The sequence below is a fragment of the Glaciimonas sp. OK215 genome, from assembly GCF_057787885.1.
Window position 1 is genome coordinate 3359759 of the sequence record NZ_CM173544.1, and the last position, 13387, is coordinate 3373145.

Consider the following 13387-nt stretch of genomic DNA (forward strand, 5'->3'; position numbering starts at 1 on the left):
CATGCCACGCGACGTTTTTCTCATCTTACGTGCCGCTCTGGTGGTTTTCCCAGGCCTTGTATCGGCAACCGACCTCGGCACCATCGGACCGGTCTATCCAATCCAGGAGCCGCACCTGCTCGATTTCATCCGGCAACGCTTGCAGGACAAGAAACGCAGCGGCGAACTGCAAAAACTCGAAGAACAGGCCCGTGCGCGCGGCGTCGATGCGGTGACGCATCCGCAAGCGGTTGCCGGCATCCAGACGGCAAAGACAGCGCGCACCTTTTACTTCGATCCGACATTCACGCTCGATCGCAACATCCTCGACGACAAAGGCAACTTGCTGTTCCCCGCCGGCACGCGCAAGAATCCGTTGGAAATCGTGTCGTTGTCGAAGCATTTGCTGTTTTTCGATGCCCGCGACAAGCGCCAAGTTACACGGGCACGCGAACTGATCGCCTTTTACCAAGGCCATGTCAAACCAATTCTGGTCGGCGGCTCCTACCTCGACCTGATGAAATCATGGCGCTCGCCGGTGTACTACGACCAACAAGGCGTACTGACGCATCGGCTCGGCATCACGCGGGTGCCGGCGATCGTCTCGCAAGAAGGCATGCGCCTTCGTATCGATGAACTGGCGCTGCGATGAAAACACTCACGCGCCTCGTTCTGCTCCTAAGCTTGGTCATCCAGTTCAGTGCGGCGCATGCTGCGGGAGCGGCGACCTGTACCGGGAAATTCCTGAACCCGATCACCGATATCTGCTGGAGCTGCATCCTGCCGATTTCCATCGGCAGCGCGCAGATCGGCAACTTCGGCGGACAGGAAGACATCGACAATCCGTCCAACCCGGTGTGCAGTTGCGCCGTCAATCCCACCATCGGACTGTCGATCGGCTTCTGGGAGCCGGCACGCCATGTCGAGGCGGTGAGGAAGCCATTCTGCCTGGTGTCGCTCGGCGGCATCGACCTCGATCCGGGCATCCCGGCGCCGGAGGCGGCCCGTTTTACGCGCCCTGAAGGCGATGGCGACGGCGGCAGTTTCTACCAGGCGCACTTCTACGCGAACCCGGTCATGTACTGGCTGGACGTGGTATCCGATTTCCCTTGCCTCGAACACGGTTCGTTCGACGTGGCGTACCTGACCGAGGTCGATCCGCTGTGGAACGACGATGAACTGACGCTGATTCTGAATCCGGATGCGGTGCTGTTCGCCAATCCGGTCGCGTTGGCGGCCTGCGCCGCCGATTGCGTCGCGGCATCGGTCGGCTTCGGCATCCGCGACATGTTCTGGTGCGCAGGTTGTCAGGGCGGCATCTATCCGCTCGACGGTCAGGTGCCGTATCACCTGGGTGGCGTGCGCACTGCGGCGTTGATGGCGCAACGGCTGACGGCAAAGATGCACCGTGAATTGCTCGCCTGGGGCTGGCATGGTCAAGCCGGCTTGTGCGGCCCGTATTTCCTGCCGGTGATGGACAAGACGGCCTACAAGACGCAACTGACCTATCCCATTCCCAATACCGACAAGACGGATGGCAAGTGCTGCCAGCCGTTCGGCCGCACCACGGTGCTATGGGGTGCCGGCAAGGAATACCCGGTTCGCGGGGAAGACTTCGCTTTCATGCTGTTCAGAAAAAGGAACTGCTGTGTCGGCTACTAAACTTATTTACCTCTTTGGCCGCGTCGCCGTGCTGCTTCTGTTGTTGATGTCGCCCTTGATACCGCCGTTCATACGAGCGGCACTCGCGCAATCGTCGGTCTCCGTGACCGATGCAGACATCAAGCATGCCCAGCGATCCCAACCCGTGATCACCGAGCAGGACTTGGAACGCGCACGGAAGAAATACCGGATGCCGTCCGAGGCCGAGTTGCGCAATGTGCCGCCGCCCTCCACGCCGAACATCGGTGCGTTGCCACAGCCGAAGATGACAAAGCCGCCCGATCTTGAGGCGATCGCCAAGGGCTTCGAGGCCAACGCCGAGCGGATCGCGCAGGCGCAAGGACTGAGCGCCGGCCCTGGACTACTGGTGTTCGTGAGTTTCTCGATGCCGGACCCGACACTCCAGCGCCTGGTCGACCAGGCTGCGCGCGCCAAGGCAACGCTCGTGCTGCGCGGCTTCGTCAACGGCTCCTTGCAGGAAACGGTCGTGCGCGTGCAACGGCTAATTGGCAACCGCAACGCGGCTTTCCAGATCGACCCGCAAGCGTTCGACCGCTTCGCGATAAGCAAGACGCCGAGTTTCGTGCTGGTACGCGATGGCGCGCAGGCCAAGGATTGCGCAAGCGGGCTATGCTTTACCAGCGATGCCTTTGTCGTCACCGCCGGCGACGTCAGCCTCGATTACGCGCTCGAACACATCCAGCGCTTCGCGCCCGGATTTGCGCAGGGCGCTACGGCCTTCCTGGACAGAATCCGGAGCGGGCGATGAAGCAGCTCATTATCTGGGTCACGCTGGTCTGCTTCGTGGCGACCCAAAGCACTGCCGTCGCCGGTCCGAACGAAGAAGGCATCGCGGCCGGTCAGGCCGCCAATCCGGTCATCCACGGCAATATCAATGCGCCGAACGCCTCCACCGACGTGCCAGGCTACACGACCACACCACCGGAATCCACCTATTACGGCCAGAGCAACCTGACGAGCCAGGCCAATGCACGGCTGGCGAATTGCACGACGATGCCGAACGACCCGGTGTGCCAGGCGCAGAACGGCGCAGTGAATTCCGCCACAACGCCGCGCCCTGCCGTCACTGCCACCGATCCAAGCGTCGTCGGGGCGAGCAATGTCGCGCATGACCCGTCCTCGGTACTAGGCAGTCTTTCGACGTACTACGCCGGTTGCACGACCACGGCAGGAACCCCTTGTCCATCGAATGTTTTCTGCCTGGGAAACAATTGCTTCAATACCAGTTACACGGCAGATGCCGATTTCGCCCGTGCGATGTCGATGATGGAAGCTGCGCGTGAGGCTGGCGTCTACCTCGACCCCAGTAAAATGCAGGTATTCAAGGGCGAGGCGAATAGGTGCCGCAACCGGTTATTGAAGAACTGCTGCTATACCGATGCGGCCGGCGCCAGTATGACCAACCAGAGCCTATTCGGGGTTGGATCACGGCTGGTCTACGACATTCTGATGAATTCAGAGAATCGGGAGTTCATCTATCAGGGTATAAGCGCGCTGCTCACCAGCGGTGGCTTTTCCGGCAGCTTCACGACGTATGGCGTGACTTTCGCCGTCAACGGCACGGCGCTGCCCGCCGGATCGGTCACCGTCGCCACGACCGACAGTTTCGCGATCGCCTTCGACCCGTGGACGCTGGCCATCGCCGTCGTGATCTACATCGTCATGTCGATGATGTCATGCAACCAAAACGAAGGGAAACTCGCGATGCAGGAGGGTGCGGGCCTGTGCCACAGCGTCGGCACCTGGTGCTCGTCCTGCATCCGCGTTCTCAGGCATTGCGTGTCGTGCATCGAACACACCACCGGCAAATGCTGTTTCAACAGCCGCTTGTCGCGCATCGTCAACGAACAGGGCCGCGCCCAGTTCGGCAAGGGCTGGGGTAGCGGCCAAAGCCCCGACTGCTCTGGCTTCACCATTGCCCAACTACAGTCGCTCGACTTCGCCGCGATGGATCTGACCGAGTTCTACGCCTCGATCATTCCCGCCCTACCCAATGTGAACGCCATCCAGACCAACAATGCCGCACGGATCTCGAATTGCTATTACGGACAAGGACGTTGCCAATGAAAACCCTTCATTTGTATCCCCTCCCCTTTGCATGCCTGTTGGCGACATGGTCTGCCATCGCTCAGGCACAAGCACTTGAGCGCACGCCGGTAACGGATCCGCGCCCATTGATGATTGCCGCAATTGATTCGCCCACTGGCGCGGCGCACGGCGTCCTGGTCGGCGACCCGGCCGATGCCATCACGCGGCGTTTCAAGGCAACATCGCCGATCTATATCGATGTGTCGACCGAACGCCGCTACGCGCAGGCTGGCTGCTGCCGACTCAAGCTGTTGTTCTGGCAGGAAGGCGTGCTGTTGCCGGGTGCTCCCGCGCCCAGAAAGCAAACCATCGACATGGGGATCAATTATTGCCGCGACGGCCTGCCGCCGCGATCTTTGTCATGACCTCGCTGTCGTGAAGGAAACAGATCATGAAACATATCTTGTCCAAGATCGCCCTGTTTCTGTTCGTGCTATGGCTGCTGCCGACCACCACGTTTGCCCAGGAACAGATGCGCAAGGCCGCAAACTCGGTGGCGGCACCCGGCTACTGGTCCGATAGCTGGCGTGGCTGGCATTTCTACGAAGAGCCCGAACCGGACGACGAGGCCACCCCGCCTCGTAAGAACGATACCGCGCCTTCGCTTCCAGCGGCCACACCGCCAAAAGCACCTGAACTCGTCCAGTTTGACCACTTACAAAAGACGCTGGAGGAATACCGAAATATCGCCATCATCAAACCGACCGAGGCCAATGTGCGCCGCTACATGGAACTCGAAGCCAAGGTCGTCGCCCAAGCCTCCACTTTCGCCGATGTGGCGCAACGCGTTGCCTGGGCGACGCCCGAGCTGGATCCGACACTGCAGGGGCGTCCGGTCAACGCGAAGGCAATCGAGGTATTCGAACAGGAGCAACTGACGTCACGTTCCAGTGCCATGGCCGAGCTGGGCCGGGATCACGTACTGCTATTTTTCTTCCGTAGCGACTGCCCCTATTGCCACGCCTTCGCCCCGACGCTGGAGGCGTTCCAGGCACGTTACGGCATCAATATCGTCGCGATCAGTGTCGACGGCGGCCCAATGCCAGGCTTTCCGAACGCCAGAACCGACAACGGGATCGCGCGCACCCTGAACGTGACGCAAGTACCGGCCGTCTTCCTGGCGCAGCCCTATACCGGAAAAATCACGCCGATCGGTTTCGGTATGTTGTCCGAATCCCAGCTGCTCGAACGGATATCCACCGTTTCCACCCCCTCTTCAGCGGCGATGGTACCAAGCATAGATAAACATGTCGTTCTTCGTTAGGAGCAGTGTTATGCGCATCGGATGGATGAAACGGCCTGCTGGCGCGGCAATGGCCGTAATCTTCGCCATCAACTCTGTCACGGCCAACGCGGGAGACCTGAACAGCGAGGTCAACACCATGTTCAACAATCTCGGGGCGATCGGCAACTACACGGCGCCCGGCGCATTCCGCGGTCAGACGTTCAATACCTATACCGGCGGCAGCCTGTTCATGCGCTCTCCCAACAAGGTCTACCAACTCACAGCCATCCAGTTCCCGAGCGCCAAGGCCGGGTGCGGCGGCATCGACGTCTTCGGCGGGTCCTTCTCGCATATCTCGGCGACCGAGTTCAAGAACATGCTGAAGAACATTACCGCAGCGCTGCCTGGTATTGCATTTCAGCTCGCGCTGGAAGCCGTTTCGCCGCTGCTCGGCGGTCTGACCAAGTGGGCCAAAGGTTTGGAAACCTGGATCAACAATGCCCGCATCAATTCGTGCGAGACGGCCAAGGCCATCGTCAGCAGCGCCGCCGAATCCGTCGGTTACAGCTCACAGGAAACCTGCGCCGATCTCGCCATCGACATGGGGCTGGAGACGGATCGGGATGCGGCGCGTCGCCGCTGCGCCTCGGATCGCCCAGGCGTACTCGCTTCCGCGCGCGCGTCCAACGACCCCAATGTCCGTAACAAGGCCCCGTTCGTCGGCAACCTGACCTGGAAGGCACTGCAATACACCGGCTCCTACCTCGACGATCAGGAACGCGAACTGATCATGAGCATGGTGGGCACCATCATCTATTACCCCGACGAGGCGGGCCGCGATCCAGAACCGATTGCGCCGACGATTACGTCGATCAGCCAGTTGCTGTACGGCCAAGCTGCCGCGTCCGGTACCGACGTGGTGCAGCACCTGCTGCAGTGCAACGACTACACGAATTGCGATGCGGTCACGCTCAACACGAATTACACGCATACCCCGTTCACTGCCAAGGTCGAGAACATGATGCGTTCGATCGCTTCGAAAATCGCCACCCGCACCGCCATTCCCAACAATTCGCCCGAGGTCGGTTTCGTCAATCAGACTACCGAACCAGTCTACAAGATGCTGTCGATCGGCGCGACGATACCGGGTTCGGGGCTGGCCGACAGCCTGATCGCCCAATATCGCGATGTGATCGCCGCCGACTACGCTTATGTCTTTCTCGATAGTAATTTGCGCACAGGACTGGGGGCGCTCGATAAAGACTACAACCTCCAGCAGGCGCAGCGCGAGCGGGCCAATGAGATCCGGCGACGCGCGCAAGCCATCCTGCTGCAACTGGCGCAGGAGAAAAATCTGCTGTACCAGAAAGTGGGATCGTTCCAGGCCGTGGCCAGTCATCTGGAACAACTGGAGCGCCAGTTGCGCTCCAGCATGCCGCAGCACGTGATGGACATGTTGGGGCAACAGACTGCCGGGTTGGCAAACTGAGTGGCGAAACGGGCAATAAGGAAAGAAGAGGCACGCCCATGTGGGAGATCTACGCATACCAGAATTCGGACAGCCTGTTTGGCATTTTCAACGCCATCGCAGCCATCTTCGGTTCAAGCAATTACCTGAGCGCGATGGCCGCAGTCGCGTTCTGCGGCTTTGTCGCCGCATTGATCGCCTACGCGTTCGCCCCTGAAAAACTGCAAGGGTGGAAGTGGCTGGGTTCGGTCGTTCTGGTATTTACGATCCTGATCGTGCCAAAAGTCACAATCGGCATCGTCGACAAGACCGGCGGCGCACCGGTCAAGGTGGTCGACAATGTCCCCTTTGGGGTGGCGATGTTCGGCGGCTTGACCAACATGATAGGCAACACGCTGACCGACCTGTTCGAGACCGCCTTTCAAGTCATTCCAGGCCCGGGTGCGTTACCCAGCGAATTGACCTATCAAAAAAACGGCCTGATGTTCGGCAATCGACTGATTCGCGACACGCGCAATGTCGTTTTCCAGGATCCCAACTTCCGCACCGATCTGATCAACTTCATTCACAACTGCACGATGTACGATCTGATCGACGGCACGATCGACCCGGCCACGTTCTCGCGGTCGGAAGACGTGTGGAGTTTGATGGCGACGCCAAATCCGGCCCGCTTCAGCACGCTCACCGCTTCGGGCGGCGCCGTCACGATCGATACCTGCCCGAACGTATACAACAACCTAAATGGTCGCATTCCCGCCCAGATTACGCAGATACAAGGCCGATTGGCTTTCCAGCTGAATCCGACATTGCCCGGCGCGGCGGCCGCCGCAGTCATCGCGGACCAGATTCAGCAGGCTTATATCAAGGATAACATCGCCAATGCCGCCGCCACGGCCGCCGATCTGATCCGCCAGAACGCGGTAATCAATGCGATCAACGACACCAGCAAGATCATCGGCCAAAAGGTGAATGACCCGGCGTCGATGATACTGGCGGTCGGGCGTGCCCAGGCGGTGGCGCAGACGAACGCTTCGTGGCTCAACTACGGCAAAGTCGCCGAACAGGCGTTGCCGGTGTTTAGGAACGTCGTGGAAGCGCTGACTTACGCATTGTTCCCGTTGTTCGTGCTGCTGCTCTTGCTTACCAGCGGCCGCGATACGATGTTCGCCGTCAAATCGTACGTCGCGATTCTGATCTGGATTCAGTTATGGCCGCCGCTCTATGCCGTGCTCAACTACATGGCATCGATCTATGCCGCCTACGATCTGGCCGCAGCCGCCGATCTTGGCGGTGGTCTCAAGGGGCTGTCGTTGCAGACGGCGTCGACGATTTATTCCAACGCAATCTCCGGTGAGGCGGTGGTCGGCTATCTCGTCATCAGCGTGCCGCTCATCGCATGGGCCGCCGTCAAGCGCATGGAAAACTTCGGCACGGCCTTGGTCGGCGGATTGTCCGGCTTGCAGGCCGGTTTGAGCGGCGCAACGGGCGGTGCCGCAGCCGGCAACGTCAGCATGGGCAACGTATCGATGGACCAGATGCAGCTAGCGCCGAATCGTACGTCGGCATTCATGAAATCGTGGCAGGACGACGTGACGGGCAATACCATTTCTTCGAATGTCCTCAATGGGCGCACCGGCGTCAATCTGTTACGCAATCAGGGCTTTGCTTCCCGTGTGGTATCGATGCGGGTGTCGGAGCAGGATGTGACGGAAGCCAACAAACAAGTCGATACCGCGCGCAGCGAGGCCATTTCTGCCAATACGGAACGCTCAGCGGTATTGACGGATACGTTTACCAGAGGCTTAGCCAAGTATCGGTCGTCGCGCAGCACCGGTGGAACGGCGTCCAGTAGCTTCGAGCAGGCGGGTGAAAACCTAAATCGTCTGGATCAAATTACCAAGGGAGTGGCCGACAGAACCGGGCTATCGCAGTCACAAATTGCGCAGATTGCATTTGGTGCAGCGGGCCATGTTGGAGTGTCAACCCCACTGGCGGGAGCAGAAATCAAGGCTAGCGCCGGAAAAACCTTCCAGTCCAGTCTCTCTGGTGACCAGCAAAAAGTGCTGGGGTCAATGACGGCCGACCAGATTGCCGAGTTCAAGCAGTTTGGTGACCGCTTATCTCGGGATTCGAGTTTTATGAATGCCGTTGGATCCGACTCCAAAGAGACTAATGATATGTCGTCGCGTCTTGCTACGGCAACTTCAAGATCCGAGCGTGCGGATGCTATGCTCGCTGAACGGACGGCATTGGCAGAGCGGATTTCTGCCGCCCAAGAACATGGAGAGTCGATTTCCATCGACATCGCACAGGATCCGCATAACGTCGAGATGTTCATGCGCTATTCAGAACAATATGGTGGTAACAGTGCTGCGGCATTTACGTTGTTCGATGCGGAACTGGCACGTCAGGGCTTGCGTCCCAATCGTATTTTCTCGGATGGAACTGCACTACCGACGTCCTTCGACGATATACAGGCACGGCATGCCCAAGACGTGGCTGATCCACGCTTGAATCCAGACATGGCCGCGATCAGCCACGAACACCGCAAACCAGTCTCACATTTCAATACATCCGTTTCGAGTGGCACTGGCTCAACTGCGTCTTCCGGAGGAATTCGCAGTGATATTCAGACGCAAGGTGCGGAAATTCGCAAACAAATGGGTTCTGCGAGCCAGAAGTTCGATACAAAAGCGGAAATCGTCAAAACGCCTGATGGAACGCTCGCCTCGAAGAAATCACTGTTGCACCAGACCGAAAAGCAAGTGGCAAAGGATGCCGTTGCGACCTTTGACAATACGAAAGATGTCGTAAAGGATTTGTTGAAGAAAAAATAGTGCTCTGTCGTTAGAAATGACCTGGATCAAATTGATGATGTCCACGCTCCGGCTCCAGAGGATTGGACAGTGGGGTGCGACCTTTATCTCGCCAGTAGTTTTTCATTAGATCATCTGGCGTGACGCCGAGACCTGCGAGGGCGTCCTCGTCGGATCTAAGGAATTTCCCCTTTTTTCCTATGCGCGAAATTGCACCTCCGATTGCTACGCCAACAAAAATCCAGATAGTCATCGCAACAATCTTTACTTCGATATCATCATGAATTGCAGTAAAGAAGCCTATGACCGCTCCGAGAGCCATTCCAACAAAGATGGGGAGTTTCTTCATTTTTCCTCCAGCACAAACCTGATGATTCTTCAAAATGAATTCTATATCGATGAAAATGAAAATCAAGACGCATAGCTAGTCGACTGACTGTGTTGACGCGCTTACTTACGAAGCAGACGTAGCAACCACGTCCAAAAAATGCGGTATCGTGAGCGATTAATTCGAGGCGGAAAACCACCTCATCACACATAATCCTCATGAATAAACGATTTCGTGATTTTACGGAGCAACCGTGGCTCCAAACATAAAATGCTTTCCCCCTGTGCTTCGATCTGTTTGGTAAAATAAATTTTTCATACGTCTACGTTGGTTGCATGACGTCTCATAAAAGCCCCTGATTTTTGTGGGGTAAATCGTGGGGTAAATGTGCAGAGACTCCAAAAAATTTCAGATAAATCAAATACTTAGAATTCCATTACGGATTCAGGTGCAGAATTTGGAGTAAGTTTCAGGGCGGCTCACGCCGTCCCTAAAACTCCGCTGAGCCGATGGTTGAATCAACCCCAAGCGTAACCCGCGTCTCTTGAGATGCGGCAGGTCAATACATTCTGCACAGTCGCCAGGTTGCCCTTATTCGTCTTCCCGGTCCGGCAGCTTCAACCTGCCCTGATGGAAGTCATATTCGTAAACTTCGCCATAACGTCCCCATTCGACTGCCACCTCCAGCACGCGCTTTGCTTCATCCGCCTTCAAAAACTCCTCCAGCAGTTCAATGAACGGCTCTTCCGGTAAACTGCCAGTCGGCTCCTGCTCCAGTTCCTGCCGGATACGCGCTACCAACGGCACATGAATCAATAGTTGTTGACCAAAGATTTCCTGTCTCAGTGTCTGTTCCGCCTCGACATAGCGGCGGCCCAGTGAGGTCAGCGTAATGTCTCCTTTTTCCACCTGTGCCAAACCTAGCAAACCAAGCGCTTCGTAGGTGGGGAACAACTCCTCGTCCGGCAGTTCCGTCTCTTCGGCCAGCTGCGGCAGGTCGGCACGCCCATTGAATGGGGCGCCAGCCAGCAGGTCGAGCACGCCTTCGATATGCATGACATTGGTTTCCGGCAGGCGATAGCCTGGATGCCGCGCAGCTGCCGCGCCGGTAGCCGGTTCCTGCACCGGACGCATGGTCATCAACCCATACACCTCATCGATGAGCGCGCGGACCTCCGTCGAATCGACATTCCGAGGTCGAGGCAAGTCAATCTTGATTTCGTTGCGAATTTGCCCTGGGCCGCTCGACAAGATAATAATCCGGTCAGCCATCATGACCGCCTCTTCGATGTTGTGGGACACAATCAGGATGCCCTTGGTCGGAATCCGGTTGCTGTCCCACAGGTCCAGAATATCGTTGCGCAGCGTTTCTCCAGTCAATACATCGAGCGCAGAAAATGCTTCGTCCATCAGCAATACATCCGGATTGGTCACGAGCGCGCGGGCGATGCCAACCCGCTGCCGCATGCCGCCCGACAGTTCACGTGGCAATGCGCCGCCAAAGCCGGCCAGGCCAATCAACTCAAGCATCGCATCTGCGTGTTTTTCTCGTTCGGTCCCAGACACTCCCTGCGCTTCCAATCCCAGTTCAACGTTCTGCTGCACCGTTAGCCAGGGAAACAGGGCGAACGACTGAAATACCATGGCAACGCCGGACGCGGGACCGTAGACGCCTCGTCCGCGATAGGTGGCTTTACCCGCATCGGCAGGAATCAAGCCGGCCATGATGCGCAGCAAGGTCGATTTGCCGGAGCCCGATTTGCCGAGCAACGCGACGATCTCCCCCTCTGCGAGCGAAAAGTTGATATCTTCGAGGACCAAGCGCGGCGCCCCATCGGCGCTGCGAAAGGATTTGGTGACGCTATTCAATTCCATTAAGCCATTCTGGGCCATGATTTTTCCTCAACGGCTACGGTCTTCTGCCAGCAAATACAGTTTGCGCCAGAAGAACCGGTTCAACAACATAACAAATATCGCCATCACGCTAATGCCCAGCGCAATGCGATGGAAGTCGCCGGCATCGGTCATCTGCTTGATATAGCTGCCGAGCCCGTCGGCCACTAGTGTGGTTTTGCCCCAGGTGACATACTCGGCAACGATACTGGCGTTCCATGAGCCGCCGCTGGCAGTAATGGCGCCGGTCACATAGGCGGGGAACACCGCCGGCAGATATACCCGTTTCCATTTGAGCCAGCCTTTCAGGCCAAGATTATCCGCAGCCAGGCGCAACTCGTTTGGAATGCTCGCTGCGCCGGCGACCACGTTGAACAGGATGTACCACTGGGTGCCGAACACCATCAAGGGACTCAGCCAGATGTTTGGGCTAAGCTTCAGCGTCACCAGCAGGTAAACCACCAGCGGGAACATCAGATTGATCGGAAAGGCTGCCAGAAACTGCGCAACCGCCTGCACCCGCTGCGAATACTGGGGACGCAAACCAATCCACACTGCAACCGGCACCCACACTATCGAGGCCAGGCCAATCAGCAAGAGCACGCGCACCAGCGTAATCACACCAAGTCCCGCCACATGCGCTGCCTCACCCCAGCCGACGTCGCTGTGCACGAACATCACCATGCGATAGGCGGCCAGAAGCGACACCACGACTATCAGCACATCCCACGCGCGTTGCAAGGCTGGGCCGTACGCACGCGGACGCGCCTGCGGCGACGCTTCATCCGAGCCCATACTGAACCAACCCAGCGCACCGCTCAGCGTCAGCCAGAAACGGTCCGTCAGCGCCCGTATCCAGCGGCTGCGGCGCCCGAAATCCAGTAGCCACGAACTTTGTACGGTCTCACCCTGCGATTCCTCGAAGCGAAACTTGTCGGCCCAGGCCAGGAGTGGGCGGAAAAACAGCTGGTCGTACATGACAATGCCGGCCAACATCGCGCAGATTGCCCAGAGAATGGCGCGACCGTTTTCGGCTTCGATGGCAACGGCAATGTAGGCGCCAATACCCGGCAGCTTGATATCCTGCCCGGCCACTGAAATCGCTTCGGCCGCGACCAGGAAAAACCAACCGCCCGACATCGACATCATCATGTTCCACAACAGGCCAGGCATCGCGAACGGCAATTCCAGCCGCCAGAACCGCTGCCAGCCCGACTGCCGGAACACGCGCGACGCTTCATTCAGTTCGAGCGGCACAGTGCGCAATGATTGGTACAGGCTGAATGCCATATTCCAGGCTTGCGACGTAAAAATGGCGAAGATGGCGGCACATTCAACGCCGAGCAGATTGCCGGGAAACAGTGCAATGAACGGCGCAATCGCAATGGCCTGAAAGCCGAGGATGGGTACCGACTGCAGAATATCCAACAGTGGAATCATCACTTTCTCAGCCGCGCGGTACTTCGCTGCAATCGCCGCAAATGCAAAGCTGAACAGGAGCGAACAGGCCAACGCCGCGAACATGCGCAACATGGTGCGCAACAGGTAATACGGCAGATACGCCGGGTCGAGTGAAATCGGTGTTGCCTGGCCGACCGCAAATGGCCGGGTCATCTGCATGGCGCCAAAGCCTGCTGCCGCCAGCACGACCAGCACCAGCGGCAGCAGGATCCAGTCCCAACGGTTGGGGCCGGCCGCGAGCAGCGCGCGCTCGCCAGGGCGCGGATTGAACAACTCAAACATCATGGTTTCCTGATTAGTATTGTGCGTGCAGCCGGATAGAGCCGACGGCCACCGGCGGCCAGGTAAAGGAGTCCGATTTTGTTCGGCATCGACGCGAAAGCCAACTTTCCTGCGCTCGTTGCGTACTCCCATGCTGCGCGCAATTTGTTTTCACGCATTGTAAT

At 58.0% G+C, this 13387-nt stretch carries 11 protein-coding genes; 8 read left to right on the forward strand and 3 right to left on the reverse strand.

Annotated elements, in window-relative coordinates; genetic code table 11:
- Position 1: 1 nt before the first annotated feature.
- The 8 genes from traW to AC3CHX_RS15365 are packed head-to-tail and all read left to right on the forward strand — an operon-like array spanning position 2 to position 9280.
- A complete protein-coding gene (gene traW, locus AC3CHX_RS15330) occupies positions 2 to 631 on the forward strand; it encodes a type-F conjugative transfer system protein TraW (RefSeq protein WP_488628909.1) in 630 nt (209 codons plus the stop codon).
- Positions 628 to 1641, forward strand: a complete 1014-nt coding sequence (traU, locus tag AC3CHX_RS15335) for a conjugal transfer pilus assembly protein TraU (protein WP_488628910.1) — start codon at positions 628 to 630, stop codon at positions 1639 to 1641. Before traW ends, traU begins: the two co-directional genes overlap by 4 nt.
- Complete coding sequence (gene trbC, locus AC3CHX_RS15340) at positions 1628 to 2410, forward strand: type-F conjugative transfer system pilin assembly protein TrbC (protein WP_488628911.1); 783 nt, start codon at positions 1628 to 1630, stop codon at positions 2408 to 2410. The genes traU and trbC overlap by 14 nt, the downstream gene beginning before the upstream one ends.
- On the forward strand, positions 2407 to 3729 hold the full coding sequence (gene traN, locus AC3CHX_RS15345; RefSeq protein ID WP_488628912.1) for a conjugal transfer protein TraN: 1323 nt from the start codon (positions 2407 to 2409) through the stop codon (positions 3727 to 3729). Before trbC ends, traN begins: the two co-directional genes overlap by 4 nt.
- Positions 3726 to 4115 (forward strand): hypothetical protein, encoded by a 390-nt coding sequence (locus AC3CHX_RS15350; protein WP_488628913.1) that lies wholly within the window; start codon positions 3726 to 3728, stop codon positions 4113 to 4115. The genes traN and AC3CHX_RS15350 overlap by 4 nt, the downstream gene beginning before the upstream one ends.
- Positions 4116 to 4141: 26 nt before the next feature.
- Positions 4142 to 5014: a conjugal transfer protein TraF gene (gene traF, locus AC3CHX_RS15355; RefSeq protein ID WP_488628914.1), complete on the forward strand. Its 873-nt coding sequence runs from the start codon at positions 4142 to 4144 to the stop codon at positions 5012 to 5014.
- Between the two features lie 10 nt (positions 5015 to 5024).
- Positions 5025 to 6464, forward strand: coding sequence for a conjugal transfer protein TraH (locus tag AC3CHX_RS15360; RefSeq protein ID WP_488628915.1), 1440 nt, complete (start codon positions 5025 to 5027; stop codon positions 6462 to 6464).
- 38 nt (positions 6465 to 6502) lie between these two features.
- On the forward strand, positions 6503 to 9280 hold the full coding sequence (locus AC3CHX_RS15365) for a conjugal transfer protein TraG N-terminal domain-containing protein (protein ID WP_488628916.1): 2778 nt from the start codon (positions 6503 to 6505) through the stop codon (positions 9278 to 9280).
- A gap of 10 nt (positions 9281 to 9290) precedes the next feature.
- Here AC3CHX_RS15365 and AC3CHX_RS15370 read toward each other — a convergent pair whose 3' ends face one another.
- From AC3CHX_RS15370 to AC3CHX_RS15380, 3 genes are all read right to left on the reverse strand, one after another.
- A complete protein-coding gene (locus AC3CHX_RS15370) occupies positions 9291 to 9608 on the reverse strand; it encodes a hypothetical protein (RefSeq protein ID WP_488628917.1) in 318 nt (105 codons plus the stop codon).
- 570 nt (positions 9609 to 10178) lie between these two features.
- Positions 10179 to 11480 carry an ABC transporter ATP-binding protein gene (locus AC3CHX_RS15375; RefSeq protein WP_488628918.1) on the reverse strand — a complete coding sequence of 434 codons (1302 nt, stop codon included), beginning with the start codon at positions 11478 to 11480 and terminating at the stop codon, positions 10179 to 10181.
- A gap of 9 nt (positions 11481 to 11489) precedes the next feature.
- Positions 11490 to 13223, reverse strand: coding sequence for an ABC transporter permease (locus tag AC3CHX_RS15380; protein WP_488644833.1), 1734 nt, complete (start codon positions 13221 to 13223; stop codon positions 11490 to 11492).
- Between the last annotated feature and the right edge of the window lie 164 nt (positions 13224 to 13387).